The organism is Acidovorax sp. A1169, assembly GCF_030704685.1.
GTDB lineage: Bacteria > Pseudomonadota > Gammaproteobacteria > Burkholderiales > Burkholderiaceae_C > Acidovorax.
In genome coordinates this window covers 22,913-38,665 of the sequence record NZ_JAUZDX010000028.1, presented here as the reverse complement: position 1 = coordinate 38,665, position 15,753 = coordinate 22,913, and the positions used below count along the sequence as shown (strand labels likewise).

The following is a 15,753-nucleotide window of genomic DNA, read 5'->3' as shown; positions in this document are numbered from 1 at the left end:
GCATGGCTGATCCATTTGTGGCGGAAATCCGCATGTTCCCTTTCAACTTTGCCCCCAAAGGCTGGGCCGCCTGCAACGGGCAGATATTGCCCATTTCCCAGAATACGGCACTATTTTCTCTGCTGGGCACCACCTACGGAGGCAACGGCCAATCCACGTTCGCGCTGCCCAACCTCAATGGACGCACTCCCGTGGGCGCGGGCCAGGGACCGGGCCTCAGCCTCTATGACCTCGGCCAGGCCGGCGGTTCCGAAACCGTCGCCCTGCAGGTGTCTGAAATTCCGCAGCACACCCACGGCCTGTCCGGCGTCGCTGCCCTCGGAGATCGGGACGTTCCCAATGGGCCACTCGCCCAGTCCAGCATCCGCTCGTCGCTCTACGCAGCCGCCTCGGACACCACGATGGCACCGGGTGCCTTGGCATCGACGGGCAGCGGCGCGCCCCACAACAACATGTCACCCCACCTGGCACTGGGGTTCTACATCGCCCTGCAAGGCGTTTTCCCGCCCCGCTGGTGACCCCTGTGACCTGCCCAATTTTCGGAGTATTCCATGGCTGAACCTTTCCTGGCCGAGATCCGTATCTGCAGCTTCGGCTTCGCACCGAAAGGCTGGGCCTTGTGCAACGGCCAATTCTTGCCGATCAACCAGAACCAGGCCTTGTTCTCCCTGCTCGGCACCACGTACGGGGGCAACGGACAGAACACCTTCGCACTTCCCAACCTTCAGGGGCGGCGCCCCTTGATGGACGGCGGCGGCTTCACGCTGGGACAGGTCGGGGGAGCGGACTCCCACACCCTCTCGCAGCAGGAACTCCCCGCGCACAGCCATGGGGCCCTCAAAGCGTCCACCGCTGTGGGCAACCAAGCCTCTCCTGACAATGCCTACCTGGCCGCCTCGAATGTGGACGTGCCCTACACGGGCGGACAAGGCGTTCTGCTGGGTGGAAACAGCGGCGCCGTCACAAATGTGGGCGGGTCCCAGCCCCACGAGAACCGCTCGCCGTTCCTCGTCATGAATTTCATCATCGCGCTGCAGGGCATCTTCCCTTCGCCGAACTGACCATTTGTCCAAAAACACAAGGCGCGCAAGCGCTGTCCGGCCCTGGGGCCGACCGAGGAGTTGACTTCATGCAACGATGGATAAATGCCTTGCGCCCGACCCAGTGGTCTGGCTTGGCCCTGGCAGCGCTGGCCCTGTGCGCCACCGGACAGGCGCAGGCGGCCACCGTCACGGTGACCAATGCCGGCGACGGCTCAACGGGATGCACCCTGCGCATGGCCATTGCCAATACCAATGCAGGCTCCGGCGTGTCGCCCAACTGTGCCGCCGCCGACGCAGGCCCCAACACCATCGAGTTCCAGGGCACCCAGGCCATCGTTCTCGATACCGCCACCAAGGGGCCGCTGCTCATCCAGCGCTCAGTGACCTTGACGGGCCAGGGGAAGAGCAGCACGAGCATTTCAGGGGGCAACTCTGCCAAATCGGGCATCCGGGTATTCGACATTCCCACGGGCAGCGGCATCAGCCTCACGCTGAACGCCCTCACCGTGCTCAACGGCAATGCCGCGCCCGATGCCGTGCGGGGAGACGGCCTGAGCAGTGGCGGTGCCCTGTTCATTGCCAGCGGGGCCACCGTCGCACTTAACAACTGCGCCTTCACGAACAACTATGCCCAATCCAGCGGCGGCGCCATCGAGAATCGTGGCACGCTGAACATCACCAACTGCACCTTCACCGGCAACGAAGCGCGCGGCGAAGGCGGGGTGATCCGCAACATCGGCCTGCTCACGGTGAACGGGAGCACCTTCAGCACGAACAAGGCCGAACGCGGCGGAGCCATCTGGATCAGCCACCCTTCGGCCACGATCAATATCAACACCTCCAACTTCAACGGCAACACGGGCTCCACCAGCGGAGGCGTCACTGCATATGGCGGTGCGCTGATGAATGCGGACGAAAGCGGCGCGACGCTGGTGCTCGGCAGCAACAGCGACGGCGGCAGCAACAACGCAGGCGGCAACGGCAATGTGGTTTGGGAAGGCAACCCGATGGTCAAAGTGCTGCCCACCACCCCCGTGATGGTGGGAGCTTCCGCATCACTGGCCGTGGAGGTGCGAGGCCCCTTCTATTCCGCCACCGGCACGGCAAGCCTGCGCTCCGGACTGGACGCCATCACCGGATGCGGTCCCATACCCCTGACGGGACAGGGCGATGCCGGCTGCACCACCAGCAGCCTTCCACTGGGCGTGCACACCATCACCGCCGATTACTCGGGCGACAGCAACCATGCCGGTGGCTTCTCGACCGGTGTTGCCCAGGTGGTGAACGGCTATACCAACCAGAACACCACGCAGGTCAAGGTGACCGGCCCGGCCAATGCAACGGTGTGGGTGGACAGTGTGAACAACGGCACGCTCGATGCCAACGGCACGCGGATCGTGACCGTGAACACTCCCAGCCCCGATGGCAGCAAGGCTTTCGCCATCCAGACCAGGGCGGATGCCACCGTGCTCACCAGCAGCACCCTGACCATCACACGCGACAGCACCCAGCCCGCCTGGTCCGGCCTTCAGCCGGCCAACGCGGGTTACCTGAAGAACGGCAGCACCCTGGACTACCAGTTGAGCGAGAACGTCGCCAGCGCCTCCGTCACCTTCAATCGCACCGGGGGAGTTGCGGACCCGGCGGCACATACCTGCACCTTGCAGGGCAGCGCCCTGCTCTCGGGCACCCACAGCATTGCCCTGGGCACAAACGCCAATGGCTGCAACGCCAACACCGCGCTGGTGGAAGGCGCCATCTATTCGCTGACCTTCATCGCGACGGACGTTGCGGGCAACGTCTCGGCCACCACCACGACCACGGGCATCACCTACGACACCCAGGCCCCCGCATTCACCGCCCTCAATCCGGCATCGGGCGGCGCACTCAAGGTCGGCAGCACGCTGGGCTTCACGCTCAGCGAGACCGTGGCCAGCGGTCGAATCACGGCGACACGGACTGCGGGCCCCGCCGACGCAGGCTCGCCCCACACCTGCACGCTGCAGGGCACGGCGCTGGACGCTGGAGCTCGCCAGATGGCGCTGAGCGCTGGGGCCAACGGTTGTGCGGCAGCGCTCAACTTGGTCGATGGCGCGGTGTACACCTTCGCGTTCGATGCCACGGATGTGGCCGGCAACCCCGCCACCACCGCCCAGGCCACGGGTATCACCTATGACACCACGCTGCCCACGGCCCAGCTGAGCCTGCCAGGCTACAGCACCGTGCGCAATGTCCCCATCGGGGCCGCCTTGAGCGGTACCGACACGGGTTCGGGCATTGCCACCGATGGCTACTGCCTGCTGGACACCAACACGGTGGGAAGCTGCATCTGGGGGCCCCAGCCTCCCAGCGTCCCCTTCGCCAGCGATGGCCCCAAGACGCTGTACGGCTTTGTGCGCGACAAGGCGGGCAATGTCTCTGCAGCCGCCAGCGCCTCCCTCACGGTGGACACCGGTGTGCCTGTCGCTCCGACACTGACCACCACGCCCTCCTGGGCCACCGGCAACATGATGCAGGTGGAGGTCCAGGGCGAGGTGGGCGCACAGATCTGGGTCAACGGCGTGAACACCGGCCAGACCGTGGGTGCTGGCGGCAAGACCACCATCACGCTGGACACCAGCGCCATTGCCGAAGGGCAGCGCCAGACCTTCAGCATCACGCTGCGAGACGCCGCCGGCAACATCAGTGCCGCGCTCAGCGTGGAACTCACCCGCGATGGCCAGGCCCCTGCTTTCAGCGCTATCGCCCCGGTCGCCAATGGTTCGATCAAGGCCGGCAGCACGCTGGACTTCACGCTCAGCGAAGCTGCGGCCACGGCCCGCATCACGGCCCAACGCACCGCCGGCACGCCGGATGGCGCGTCACCGCACACCTGCACCCTGCAGGGAACCTCCTTGGCCGCAGGCGCCCACCAGGTGGCCTTGACCGCCGATGCCAACGGCTGCGCAGCGACGTTCAACCTGGTCGATGGTGCGGTCTATGCCTTCGCCTTCGAGGCCACGGACGCGGCGGGCAACACGTCCACACCCGCATCGGTGGCGGGGATCACGTACGACACCACAGTCCCCGTGGCCCAGCTGAGCCTGCCGGGCTACAGCACCGTGCGCAATGTCCCCATCGGGGCCGCCTTGAGCGGTACCGACACGGGTTCGGGAATTGCCATCGATGGCTACTGCCTGCTGGACACCAACGCGGTGGGCAGTTGCGCCTGGGGCACACAGCCTCCCGGCTTCCTCTTCGCCAGCGATGGTCCCAAGACGCTGTACGGCTTTGTGCGCGACAAGGCGGGCAATGTCTCTGCAGTCGCCAGCGCCACCCTCACGGTAGACAGTGGCGTGCCCGTCGCGCCGACACTGGCCACCACCCCCGCATACGCCATCGGCAACTCCACCATCGTGGAAGTCCGGGGAGAAGTCGGTGCCCAGGTCTGGGTCAACGGCGCCAACACCGGCCTGGTCATCGACGGGACCGGCAAGGTCAATGTCCCGCTCGATACGAGCGGCATCGCCAACGGCAATCAGGCGATCTACAGCATCACCCTGCGCGATGCGGCGGGCAATGTGAGCACACCCTCGCTGGACCTGCAACTGGCGCGCGACACGAACGCCCCCCTGTTCAGTGCCCTGGCGCCTGCCAGCAGCGGTGCCATCAAGGTTGGCAGTACCCTGGGTTTCACGCTCAGCAAGACCGTGGTCAGTGCCTTCATCACCGCCACCCGGTCGGGCGGGGTTGCCGATGGCGCATCGCCCCACACCTGCGTGCTGCAGGGCACGGCCCTGGCGACCGGCACCCATACCGTTGCGTTGACTGCCGATGCCAATGGCTGCACGGCTCCCCTCAACCTGGTGGACGGTGCGGTGTATACCTTCGCGTTCGATGCCATCGATGCGGCCAGCAATGCCGCAGTGACCGCTTCCGTCACGGGCGTGAAGTACGACACCAGCGCTCCGACGGCGCCGGTGGTGGCCACGCCTGCCAACAACGCCTCGGGCGAAGGTGCCTCGCTCACCATCAGCGGCACGGCAGAGGCCGGCACCCGCGTGGAGGTGTACGAAGGCCCGAGCCTTCTGGGCAGCGGCACGGCGACGGGCGGCAACTTTTCTGTCACGGTGTCCGGCCTGACCTTCGTGGTGCACAACTTCACGCTCAAGGCCCGGGATGCCGCCGGCAACGAGAGCAGCACGACCGTGCTGACCTACACGGCACAGGTGCCCAGCAGCCCCGGCCCGACGACCCCACCCGCTGGCCCGGTCGTGACCGGAGGCAGTGTGGCCGTGACGCCAGGTGCACCCATCACACTGGGCGGCAGCGTGCAGGTCACAGCATCCCCGGGCAGCACGATCACGCTCAACCCCCAATCGGGCGGCTCCACCATCACCCTGCCCCCCGCAGGCAGTGGCGGTACCCCGGCGCCGGTGACCCTGGTGATCGGCGGCCAGACCTTCAGCATCCAGCCCCAGCCCAACACGGCCACGGTGCTCAGCGTGGTCACGCTGATCGGGGCCAACGGCCAACCCCAGGTGGCGCTGGTGCTCAACCCGTCGACCTCGGGTGACTCCCAGGTCACGCTCAGCGGCACGGTGAGCCAGGGCACGGTGGTGGCCCTGCTGTCCACCACCACGGGCAACCTGCCGCTGACCGCGCTGGGCGATGGCGCGGTGTCGGTCACGCTCATCACAACCCCGCGCGCTGCCGCTGGCACGCCGCAGTCGTGGAGCGTGTTCGTGCGCACAGGCCGGGTGGCACTGCCACCAGCTGCCAATGGGGCTGCCGCCGTGACGGTGTACAGCGGCGAAGTGGCACGGCTGGATGGTGCGGGCAAGGTGCAGAGCGTGCGCCTGGGCACCGTGGCTGGCGCCGGCCTGGGCGACCCGGTGCAGCGCGGCGATCTGCCGGCCGGCATCAACGCCAACGTGGGCTTCGTGCGCCTCGCGGGCGTGCCGACCCGTACTGGCGGCAGCACGCCGCTGGAAACCCTGGTCAACAATGGCCTGCGCACCGTCGGCATTACCAGCAGTTCGCAGTCCTCGGACGGCAGCGTCACCTGGAACCTGGGCGGCGTGAGCTTCCCTGTGGTACCACTGGAAGTGCGCGTGGTGCCCGGCCGCGCCGACGGGGTGAGCGTGGCGGACGATGGCAGCATCGAGGTCGCCACAGCAGGCCTGGTGACCCGCTTCGGACCGGCCCTGCAGTCCCTGCCCGCCATGGGCCAGGCCCTGACGGCCCTGGGCGCCACGACGGTACTGCAGCCCAATGGGGCCCTGCGTGTTTCCCTGGGCACCACCGTCTTCCACATGCGCGCGCAGTGGTTGCCGATGGGCCGCACGGGCAATGCCCCGGGCTTCGTCTTCAGCAGCACGGCCGGCCTGGTCTTTACCGATGCGAACGGCGTGGGCCAGGCGCTGCAGGGCGACGTGGCCGACTACGACGGCCTCACCAGCCTGCTGCAGTCGGTTCTGGGCACGGCCACCTCCCTGCGCACCGGGCTGGACCTGCAGACCGAGCTGATCGTGGCCGGCCAGCGCTTTCAGCTGGTGCCCGACCTGGCCCTGCTGCCAGCAGGCACGGGGCCTGCGGGCAGCCACTGGTGGTTCGAAGGCAGCAAGCTCTTCGTGCGCTACCCCGGTGGCCTGGTACAGGGCTTTGCCGTGACGGCACGCTGAGCACATCAGCAAGGACCCAGTCCAGCCGCACAAAGCGGGGGGCGCCCAAGGCGCCTCCCGCTTTTTTTTGGGGTGGACGGAACAACGCCAGGTGGACGGCCCGAACCTGTACCGGTGTGGTTGAACATGCGCCCGACTGGCGCAGAGTTCAGCGCGTCTTCATGCCGGACTGCATGGCCCGCACCGCCTCGGGCAGCGAGTTCACATGGGGCAGGAAATGGTCGATGGTGGCGCCCAGCGCCACGGCGCACACCACGGCACCGAGCATGGGCTTCCAGGTCAGGCGCACGGCGGCGCTGAGCCAGCCCTCGCGCTCCACGCCCATGGCCGCGCGCGCCGTCACCACGGAAAAGGCCAGCTCCACCGCCACGGTGAGCAGCACGTCCCAGCCGAAGAACAGCATGGCCAGAGCACCCGCGCCGAAGACGATGGCCGAGCCGATGAGGAAGATGGCGACGATGGGAATGACCACCACCGCGCCTTCGTCGGCGCCCGACACCGCGTCGGCCGCACCGCTGGCCAGGTCGCCCAGGCCGGAGCCCGCGTCCGAGAGCCCCGAACCGAAGTCGCCTGAGCCGCTGCCGGTGTGCACGCTGCTTCCACCGGATCGGGGCATGGGCATGCGCGGCCCGCCACCGCCGCGCCAGGTCACTGCATCGATCGCCATGTCCGCCACATCCGCCGCGACCTCGGCCGCATCGCCCGCGCCGCTGCCAGAATCGCCGTCCTCGTCTATCAAGCGGGCAGCCCACATGCGCAGCACCAGCAGGTAGCCCACATAGCCCACCGAGAGGGTGACCAGGTAGCGCAGCGCCAGCGACTCCATGCCCAGCAGCATCTGCACGTACGAGGTGCACCACATGATGAGCAGCGTGAAGCCGCCGATCAGAAAGCCATGCAGGCGCAGGCTGTAGCGCTGCTGCAGGCTGTCCGCCAGCTGGTGCTGGGGCTGCATGCGCACGGAGCGCCAGTTCGAGGTCTTTTTAAGGGAACTGCTGCGCTTGTTGTCGGCCATGGGTGGCACTCCTGTCAGAGCGGATGGTCAGGCGCGCAGCGTACCCGATCCAACTGGTCTCACGGAATTGCCCGCAGTGCAAACCGTGAAGAGATGCTCATTCCACGGCGACGGGCACGCGCTGCGCCAGCGCGCACATGAGCTCCCAGGACACGGTACCCGCCGGCTGGGCCACTTCATCGATGGTCAGCACGGCGCCGTTGCTGGCGCGGCCCCAGAGCGTGACTTCACTGCCAAAACCGACGTCCGTGCCCAGCGCCATGCCCGACTGCAGCAGCGGCGTCAGGTCCACGGCGACCATGTCCATGCTCACCCGGCCCACAATGCGCGTGCGCACACCGTTGACCAGCACCGGCGTGCCGGTGGGGCAGTGCCGTGGGTAGCCATCGCCATAGCCGCAGGCAGCCACACCGATGGTCAGCGGCCCCTCGGCGGTAAAGCTCGAACCATAGCCCACGGTGTCGCCCGCCTGCAATTGCTGCACGGCCAGCAGCTTGGTGGACAGCGTCATCGTGGGCTCCAGCCCCCAGTGGCCGGCCGAGTTCTCCGGATGATCGGGCGCGTTGCCGTACAGCACGATGCCGGCGCGCACCCAGTCGGCGCGCACAGCCGCGTCAGCGCTGTGGCGCAGGGTGGCCGCGCTGTTGGAGAGTGTGCGCTCGCCCGGCAGGTCAGCGGCGGCGGTGTTGAACGCGGCCATCTGGTGGGCAATGCCGCGCGGGCCGTCGGCATCGCTGAAGTGGGTCATGAACGAGATCTCGTCCACCTGCGGCAGCGCGTTGAGCCGGGCCCAGGCAGCGCGGTAGCGCTGGGGCGTGAAGCCCAGGCGGTTCATGCCCGAATTCATCTTCAGGAACACGCGGTGCGGCACCTGCGTCTTGTGGGTGGCCAGCATGTCGATCTGCTCATCGCAGTGCACGGCATGCCACAGGTTGAGCCGCGAGCACAGCTCCAAGTCACGCAGTTCGAACACGCCTTCGAGCAGCAGGATCGGCCCGCGCCAGCCCAGTTGGCGCACGCGCTCGGCCTCGGCCAGGTCCAGCAGGGCGAAGCCGTCGGCCCCACGCAAGCCCTCGTAGGCACGCTCGATGCCATGGCCGTAGGCATTGGACTTGACCACGGCCCAGACCTTGGCGTCGGGCACGCTGCGGCGCACGCGCTCCAGGTTGTGGTGCAGGGCGGCGGTGTGGATGGTGGCTTGTATCGGGCGTGGCATGGGGTTTGACCGGGTGGGATGTCCTGGATTCTGGCACCGGCACCGTTTATCCCCGTGATATAACCATCTGTCAGCAGCAAGGCCCCCCACATTTAACAGGGCATCAGTCCAACTGATGCAGCAGCAGCCATTCGATGAAGCGCGGTTTCTACACCATCATGTCGGCGCAGTTTTTCAGCTCGCTGGCCGACAATGCACTGTTCGTGGCCGCTGTCGAACTCCTCCGTTCAGAAGGTGCTCCCGAGTGGCAGCGCGCCGCGCTGGTGCCCATGTTCGCGCTGTTCTACGTGGTGCTGGCGCCCTTCGTAGGCGCGTTCGCCGACGCCCTGCCCAAGGGCAAGGTGATGTTCGTGAGCAATGCCATCAAGGTGGTGGGCTGCCTGATGATGCTTTTCGGCTCGCACCCGCTGATCGCCTATGCGGTGGTGGGGCTGGGCGCTGCAGCCTACTCCCCGGCCAAGTACGGCATCCTGACCGAACTGCTGCCCGCCTCCCAACTGGTCAAGGCCAATGGCTGGATCGAAGGGCTCACCATCGCCTCCATCATCCTCGGGGTGCTGCTGGGCGGCCAGCTCGTCGGGCATAACCTCTCGGCCATGATGCTCAACATCGACATCCCGATGATCGACACGGGCGTGGACACGCCCGCCGAGGCGGCCATTGCCGGCCTGATCCTGATCTACATGCTGGCGGCCTGGTTCAACACCCGCATCCCACACACCGGCGTGGAAATGCGCCCCATGCGATCCGACCCCTCACGCAGCATCCTGGCCAACACCATGGCGCTGCTGCCCGACTTCTGGGCCTGCAACAACCGCCTGTGGCGCGACAAGCTGGGCCAGATCTCACTGGCCACCACCACCCTGTTCTGGGGCGCGGGCGGCAACCTCAAGTTCATCGTGCTGGCCTGGGCCGGTGTGGCCCTGGGCTACAACACCACACAGGCCTCGGCCCTCACGGGCGTGGTCGCCATCGGCACCGCCGTGGGCGCCGTGGTGGCCTCCATGCGCATGCGGCTGGACATGGCCACCCGGGTCATTCCGCTGGGCATCGCCATGGGCTTGCTGCTGATATTGATGGTCTTCATCAAGAACATCTGGCTGGCGATTCCCTTTCTGATCCTGCTGGGCGGCCTGGGCGGCTACCTGGTCGTGCCCATGAATGCGCTGCTGCAGCACCGCGGCCACAACCTCATGGGCGCCGGCCGCTCCATCGCCGTGCAGAACTTCAATGAACAGGCCTGCATCCTGGCGCTGGGCGCGTTCTACAGCTTGTCGCTCAAGTTCGGCCTGTCGGTGTTCGGCGCCATCACGATCTTCGGGCTGGTGGTCGCGGGAATCATGTGGATCATCCGCCGCTGGCACCAGCGCAACTGCGTGAACCACCGTGAAGAGGTCGAGCACCTGCTTCATATCGCGCGCCAGGACGCACACCATTAATCCCCCCTGAGGCGCTGCGCGCCATCCCCCCAGGGGGACGCCACCCGTGCGGCGGGGCGGCCCTTGCACGGTGGCACTGGCTTCGGCCGAGCGCACTGCACAGATTTCGCCCAAGGCAAAGGCCGCCAGGCAGACAAACTACACAGCGGCTACCATGGGCCCTTCAGCCACCGAGGAGCCCCCATGCCCGACAGCATCTACGATTTCGACGCCCAGCAGATGAATGGCCAGAGCGTGCCGCTCTCGCAGTACCAGGGCAAGGTGATGCTCATCGTCAACACGGCCAGCGCCTGCGGGTTCACGCCGCAGTTCGGCGGGCTCGAAGAGCTGCACAAGGCGTACGGCGACAAGGGGCTGGTGGTGCTGGGCTTTCCCTGCAACCAGTTCGGCAGCCAGGACCCGGGCAGCAACGACGAGATCGCCAGTTTCTGCCAGCTCAACTACGGCGTGAGCTTTCCGATGATGGCCAAGATCGACGTCAACGGTGCCAACGCCTCGCCGCTATACCAATGGCTCAGCGCCGAGGCCCCGGGTCTTCTGGGCAGCAAGGCCATCAAGTGGAACTTCACCAAGTTCCTGGTGGGCAAGGACGGCAAGGTGATCCGCCGCTATGCGCCGCAGGACGCACCCAAGAAGCTGGCCGGCGACATCGAGGCAGCGCTGGCCTGAAGCCCAGGTCCTACGCCTGCCAGCGGCACAGCACGCGCTCACGCCCTGTGGCCGGGTGGCGGTCATGCCCACACTCCTGCAGGCCGCAGCGCGCATAGAAGCGGCGCGCGCGCAGGTTGGTGCTGGCCACATGCAGCGACCAGCCCTGCGGGCAGAGCGCACACACATGGGCCACCAGGACAGCGCCGATGCCGGCCCCTTGCGCGCCGGGGTCGACGAACAGCTGGTGCAGATGGGCAGCCTGCATGTCCAGCACCATGAACGCCACAGCGGTTCCGTCGTGCTCCCCCACCAGCGTGAGGCAGGGCGGGCCAAACTCGGCATGGACGCGCGCCTGCCAGTGGGCCACGGGCGCCACCTCGGCCACCAATGGATTGGCCGAGGCCCAGGCCCGCCGCCACAGGGCTGCCAGCAGCGAGGCATCGGCCCCGGTAGCAGGTCGCAGCGCTGAGAGCCCGGCTAGGTTCGGTGTGGTGGATTCCATCGATTTCGGAGTGGTCAGGCGGCCAGTATCACGGCATCTGCGGCGAGCTCAGCGAAGGCCCTGCCGCCTGCGGGCGCACGCCCTTGGCTCCTCGGGGCAACCCGAACAGCGGCCGCAGCCACCGCACCCGTCGCACCACCGCCGTCATGGCCCAGCACACCAGCACCGTGCCGGCCAACAGGGCCAGCGGCTCCAGCACCGGGCCGAGCTGCCACCGTGCCAGTGCCACCGCCAGCACGATGATCGCGCTTTGGTGCAGCAGATACCAGGGGTAGACCGCCTCCTGCGCCCAGCGCAGCCAGGGCCAGGGCCGGTTGAGCCGGTGGTGGGCCCAGCCCAGGATGGCCAGCAGCGTGCTCCACAGGTACAGGTCGGCCAGCACGCGCACGGCGGTGCGCGCCAGCCAGCCGCCCTGTTGCACGGCCACGCCGCGCAGCGCGGTGAACAGCACCAGCAGAAGCAACGCCGCGACCAGGGTGCGCCAGCGCAGACGCACCAGCTCGGCCCACAGGCCGGCATCGAGCCCGATCCAGTAGCCATACAGGAGCAGAGTGAAGTACACCGCATGCAGCCAGGCATCGTGGATGAAGTCGTGCGTGGGCGGGAAATGCCGCCACAGCAGCACCGAGTACAACGCCAGCGGCAGCACGGGCACGGCCAACAGCGCCGAGCCCCGCAGGCCCGTGAAGGCCTGGCGCAGCCGCTGGCCGGCAGCCGACTCCAGCCAGGGCAGCAACAGGGCCAGCACCAGGGTGTACGCCCACAGGTAGGCCAGGTACCACAGGTGGTTCCAGGTGACCCCGGCCTCCCAGCCATCGAAGGCGCCGGCGGGCCAGGGACCGCCGCCGTAGTAGCGCAGCAGGAAGGCACCGAAGCCCGGGGCGATGAGCCCGTTGGCCACGCCCTGCACATAGGGCTGGTAGGGCACGACCACCGCCATGCCAAAGGCCAGGGGCAGCAGCAGGCGCCCACTGCGCAGCCGGATCAGCCCCGCCAGCGTCTGCCTCCGGCGCACCAGGCCCAGCGCCAGGCCGGAGACCAGGAACACCAGGTCCATGCGCCACAGGTTCAGGGCCCGCATGGGGGCCTGCAGCCATTCGGCCGCGTGCGGGCTCTTGATGTGCCAGTGCCAGTCGGCCACGTAGTACATGGCGACGTGGTAGACGATGACCAGGGCAAAGGCCAGGGCGCGCAGGGCGTCGATGTCGTGGCGGCGCGGGGTGGGAGCGTGTGGATCTGTCATGCTCCCATGCTCGGGCGCTTGGGCAGAGCGGTGTGCAGGCGCGGGACCAGGACGGCCCCTTATGGGACGAGCGGTGGCCGGCTGGGACAGGGCCGGGTGCTGACTTCCCAAGATGCGGCGCGCCTTGCCTACACTGGCGGCATGCCCCGACCCGCCCTGCCCTGGCCCGAACGCTACCGCCCCCTGCGCCGCCGTGTGGAGGTGGCGTTCTGGGCGGTCCTGCTGCTGGTGCAGGCGGCCTTCAACAGCGTGGTGACGCTGATCGACCTGCGTTCGGCAGGACGGCCCGTGGCCGCCTGGGAGCCGGCGCTGTGGGAGCTGTCGAGCGTGCTGGTGGTCGGGCTGCTGATACCGGCCATCGTGGCCTTCGAGCGGCGCTTTCCGCTGCACTGGGACATGCTGCGCCGCCACCTGCCCTGGCACCTGGTGGGCAGCGTGGCCTACTGCAGCATCCACCTGGCAGGGATGATGGCCCTGCGGCACCTGGCCTATTCCACCATGGGCGCCGAGTATCGGCTGAACGGCCCCTGGTGGGCCCAGTGGGGCTACGAGTACCTCAAGGACGTGCGCACCTATGCACTCATCGTCAGCAGCCTGGTAGGCTACCGCTTTCTGCTGCTGCGGCTGCAGGGCGAGGCCCGGGTTCTGGACACGCCCGAATCCCCCGCCATTCCCGAACCATCACCAGCCACCGGACCGGCGGCGCCTGAGCCTGCCCCGTCCCTGCCCATCCAGCGCCCCGATCGCTTCCTGGTGCGCAAGCTGCGCCGCGAATTCCTGATCGCCGCCACCGACATCGCCTGGCTGCACGCGGAGGCCAACTACGTGGGCCTGCACATCAACGGGCACGACTACCTGGTGCGTTCCACCCTGGCGGATTTCCTCACGCAACTGGACCCGGCGCGCTTCGTGCGCGTGCACCGCAGCTATGCGGTCAACCTGGATGCGGTGGCCGAGATCGAGCCGCTGGACAGCGGCGATGCCCGCCTGTTGATGAAGGATGGCAGCACCGTGCCTTGCAGCCGCCGTTACCGCCATGCGCTGGCGCAGCCGGGCACAGCCACTTGATCAGCCGGAGGAAGGCGCGCTGCACACCCGCTTGAAGTGCTGCGTCAAAACGCCATTCGGATAGGCCCGGTGCGCCTGCAGCGTCCAATGCTGCGGCGCCATTGCCTGCGGCACGCCCCACAGAGGCAGGCCCGCCCCCAGCGTGACCGGAATGGTGGCCAGCATCAGGTGGTCCACGAGCCCGGCACGCAGGAACTGTCCTGCCAGTTGGCCGCCACCCAGCAGCCAGACCTGCCGGAGCCCCTGTTCCCGCCACCGCGCCATCAGTTCCTGCGGTTGCGCAGCACCCCAGTGCACACAGGCCGGCAGTGTTCCATCCACAGGCGCTTGCTGATGGCTGAGCACCCAGGCAGGCCGCTCGCCATAAGGCCAGTCGCCAAAAGAGCGGGTCACGGCATAGGTGCTGCGCCCCATGACCAGGGCATCGACCCCGGCCATGAAGTCCGCCAAGCCATAGTCGGTACCGGCCTGCTCGAAGGGGTGCAGCCAGTCGAGTTCGCCGCCGGGGCCGGCGATGAAGCCATCCAGCGTGGCAGCCACGTAGTAGGTGACCTCGGTCATGCGCAAGGGGCCTCGTCGTTCAGGGATGGGGGGCGCGATGCCATCTCCGCCTCCACCTGGCGCAGCATGTCGGCCAGGGTCTTGCCGGGCTCCTGGCGGAACTGCTCGGGCAGCACCGTGAGCTCGGCGATGCGGTCGATGCGAAAACCCCGGAAGTCCTCGCGCAGTTCGCACCAGGCAGACAGCGTCCAGACCTTGCCCCAGTAGAAGCAGCCCAGGGGCCGCAATCTGCGCACGCTGGGCCGGCCCTGCACATCGGCATAGTCGATCTGAACCACGTGGCGGCTGTGCACCGCCTCGCGCAGGGTCTGCAGGGTGGCCTGGGCACGCGGGCCCAGGCCCACCGAGGGGGCGTAGAGCGCCTGCGATTCGGCGGCCACGCGCGCCTCGGGCGGCAGCACCGAGAGGATCTTGCCCAGCGCCCCTTCCACCTCGCGCGCCAGCCCCGCATCGAGCCAGGCCTGCGCCAGCCGCGCGGCGGCCACCAGGGCATTCGCCTCGCCCTGGCTGAACATCAGCGGCGGCAGGTCAAAGCCCGCACCCAGGCGATAGCCCACCCCCGCCTCGCCCTCGATGGGCACGCCCTGGTGCTGCAGGTCGGCCACGTCGCGGTAGATGGTGCGCTGCGACACCTCCAGCCGCTCGGCCAGGAAGGCGGAGGTGGACAGGCGCCGCCCGCGGATGAGCTGGACGATCTGGAACAGGCGGTCGGCACGGCGCATGCTGGGTGAGAAGGAGCGGGCTTAGACGCCGATGTGGATGGCCACGCGATCGGGGCCCGCATAGGCCTCGAAGTCGGTGGTGAAGCGGCGCTGGATCTGCGGGTTCTCGCCAAAGTAGCGCCAGACCTCGCCCCAGGCGTCGATCACCATCTGCGGCATGCTGCCCTGGCCGTGGAAGACCAGGTAATCGCCGGCCTCGATGGCGATGGTCGAGGCCCCGCCCACAACCTGCGCGTCCTCGGGAGCAGCCACGCCGGCCAGGACGTCGAAGGCGCCCTGCTCGTTGGACTCATAGGCGCTGTAGACGCCGAAGATACGGCCGTCCGCCCCGGGCCGGGGTAGCTTGTGCTCCCAGCTTTCGCTGAAGAAACGGTCCCACAGGCCGCCGATGCGGGAGGTGTCGGGATTCATCTCGTCGCTGTTGCGGGTGCGCACGGCAATGCCGGCAACGCGGAAGGCAGGAATCTTTTCAGAAACGGGTGGCATGCAGTTTCCTCTCTCTTTTGGTTGGTCTGGAGCAGCCATGGTGCTGCCCTGCAGCTGACAACCTGGTGTCAGCAGGATGGCGCGGCAATCCACAATTTGCAACCGAAAGTGAGAGGTAAACGCCGCTGCATGGTGCGCATGCCC

Annotated in this window: 12 protein-coding genes and 1 pseudogene; 6 read left to right on the top strand and 7 right to left on the bottom strand. The window is 67.7% G+C overall.

Translation table 11 applies throughout. The features are described 5' to 3' along the window. Window positions 1-2 precede the first annotated feature (2 nt). The 3 genes and pseudogenes from QYL93_RS28940 to QYL93_RS28930 all read left to right on the top strand — a co-directional run. Window positions 3-518 (top strand): phage tail protein, encoded by a 516-nt coding sequence (locus tag QYL93_RS28940; protein WP_305746918.1) that lies wholly within the window; start codon window positions 3-5, stop codon window positions 516-518. A 33-nt stretch (window positions 519-551) separates the two neighbouring features. Further along, window positions 552-1,061 carry a phage tail protein gene (locus tag QYL93_RS28935; protein WP_305746917.1) on the top strand — a complete coding sequence of 170 codons (510 nt, stop codon included), beginning with the start codon at window positions 552-554 and terminating at the stop codon, window positions 1,059-1,061. A 68-nt stretch (window positions 1,062-1,129) separates the two neighbouring features. After that, window positions 1,130-5,230: pseudogene (locus tag QYL93_RS28930) on the top strand (beta strand repeat-containing protein); the annotation flags it as partial. A gap of 1,624 nt (window positions 5,231-6,854) precedes the next feature. Here the strand turns inward: QYL93_RS28930 and QYL93_RS28925 are convergent. Together QYL93_RS28925 and alr are read right to left on the bottom strand one after the other, a co-directional pair. Further along, a complete protein-coding gene (locus QYL93_RS28925; protein WP_305746915.1) occupies window positions 6,855-7,721 on the bottom strand; it encodes a hypothetical protein in 867 nt (288 codons plus the stop codon). Window positions 7,722-7,818: 97 nt separating this feature from the next. After that, a complete protein-coding gene (alr, locus tag QYL93_RS28920; RefSeq protein WP_305746914.1) occupies window positions 7,819-8,937 on the bottom strand; it encodes an alanine racemase in 1,119 nt (372 codons plus the stop codon). 134 nt (window positions 8,938-9,071) lie between these two features. On the opposite strand from alr, the gene lplT reads away from it, so the two are divergent. Beyond that, entirely contained in the window at window positions 9,072-10,376 is a 1,305-nt protein-coding gene (gene lplT / locus QYL93_RS28915; protein ID WP_305746913.1) for a lysophospholipid transporter LplT, read from the top strand. Window positions 10,377-10,559: 183 nt separating this feature from the next. After that, on the top strand, window positions 10,560-11,045 hold the full coding sequence (locus tag QYL93_RS28910; protein ID WP_305746912.1) for a glutathione peroxidase: 486 nt from the start codon (window positions 10,560-10,562) through the stop codon (window positions 11,043-11,045). Between the two features lie 10 nt (window positions 11,046-11,055). Here the strand turns inward: QYL93_RS28910 and QYL93_RS28905 are convergent, their stop codons facing one another. Together QYL93_RS28905 and QYL93_RS28900 are read right to left on the bottom strand one after the other, a co-directional pair. Next, a complete protein-coding gene (locus tag QYL93_RS28905; RefSeq protein ID WP_305746911.1) occupies window positions 11,056-11,529 on the bottom strand; it encodes a GNAT family N-acetyltransferase in 474 nt (157 codons plus the stop codon). 28 nt (window positions 11,530-11,557) lie between these two features. Continuing rightward, on the bottom strand, window positions 11,558-12,772 hold the full coding sequence (locus QYL93_RS28900; protein WP_305746910.1) for an acyltransferase family protein: 1,215 nt from the start codon (window positions 12,770-12,772) through the stop codon (window positions 11,558-11,560). 141 nt (window positions 12,773-12,913) lie between these two features. Here QYL93_RS28900 and QYL93_RS28895 point away from each other — a divergent pair, with 141 nt between their 5' ends. Further along, window positions 12,914-13,840 (top strand): LytTR family DNA-binding domain-containing protein, encoded by a 927-nt coding sequence (locus tag QYL93_RS28895; protein WP_305746909.1) that lies wholly within the window; start codon window positions 12,914-12,916, stop codon window positions 13,838-13,840. Here the strand turns inward: QYL93_RS28895 and QYL93_RS28890 are convergent, their stop codons facing one another. From QYL93_RS28890 to QYL93_RS28880, 3 genes are read right to left on the bottom strand one after another with little or no spacing between them, the layout of a single operon-like run. Next, window positions 13,841-14,401 (bottom strand): dihydrofolate reductase family protein, encoded by a 561-nt coding sequence (locus tag QYL93_RS28890; RefSeq protein WP_305746908.1) that lies wholly within the window; start codon window positions 14,399-14,401, stop codon window positions 13,841-13,843. After that, a complete protein-coding gene (locus QYL93_RS28885) occupies window positions 14,398-15,123 on the bottom strand; it encodes a YafY family protein (RefSeq protein WP_305746907.1) in 726 nt (241 codons plus the stop codon). The genes QYL93_RS28890 and QYL93_RS28885 overlap by 4 nt, the downstream gene beginning before the upstream one ends. A gap of 21 nt (window positions 15,124-15,144) precedes the next feature. Next, window positions 15,145-15,609 carry a GyrI-like domain-containing protein gene (locus tag QYL93_RS28880; protein WP_305746906.1) on the bottom strand — a complete coding sequence of 155 codons (465 nt, stop codon included), beginning with the start codon at window positions 15,607-15,609 and terminating at the stop codon, window positions 15,145-15,147. Window positions 15,610-15,753: the final 144 nt, after the last annotated feature.

Excerpts from the sequence above, each read along its gene's own strand:
- QYL93_RS28940 (WP_305746918.1), top strand. The coding sequence starts at position 3 with ATGGCTGATCCATTTGTGGCGGAAATCCGCATGTTCCCTTTCAACTTT.
- QYL93_RS28935 (WP_305746917.1), top strand. The coding sequence starts at position 552 with ATGGCTGAACCTTTCCTGGCCGAGATCCGTATCTGCAGCTTCGGCTTC.
- QYL93_RS28925 (WP_305746915.1), bottom strand. The coding sequence starts at position 7,721 with ATGGCCGACAACAAGCGCAGCAGTTCCCTTAAAAAGACCTCGAACTGG.
- alr (WP_305746914.1), bottom strand. The coding sequence starts at position 8,937 with ATGCCACGCCCGATACAAGCCACCATCCACACCGCCGCCCTGCACCAC.
- lplT (WP_305746913.1), top strand. The coding sequence starts at position 9,072 with ATGAAGCGCGGTTTCTACACCATCATGTCGGCGCAGTTTTTCAGCTCG.
- QYL93_RS28910 (WP_305746912.1), top strand. The coding sequence starts at position 10,560 with ATGCCCGACAGCATCTACGATTTCGACGCCCAGCAGATGAATGGCCAG.
- QYL93_RS28905 (WP_305746911.1), bottom strand. The coding sequence starts at position 11,529 with ATGGAATCCACCACACCGAACCTAGCCGGGCTCTCAGCGCTGCGACCT.
- QYL93_RS28900 (WP_305746910.1), bottom strand. The coding sequence starts at position 12,772 with ATGACAGATCCACACGCTCCCACCCCGCGCCGCCACGACATCGACGCC.
- QYL93_RS28895 (WP_305746909.1), top strand. The coding sequence starts at position 12,914 with ATGCCCCGACCCGCCCTGCCCTGGCCCGAACGCTACCGCCCCCTGCGC.
- QYL93_RS28890 (WP_305746908.1), bottom strand. The coding sequence starts at position 14,401 with ATGACCGAGGTCACCTACTACGTGGCTGCCACGCTGGATGGCTTCATC.
- QYL93_RS28885 (WP_305746907.1), bottom strand. The coding sequence starts at position 15,123 with ATGCGCCGTGCCGACCGCCTGTTCCAGATCGTCCAGCTCATCCGCGGG.
- QYL93_RS28880 (WP_305746906.1), bottom strand. The coding sequence starts at position 15,609 with ATGCCACCCGTTTCTGAAAAGATTCCTGCCTTCCGCGTTGCCGGCATT.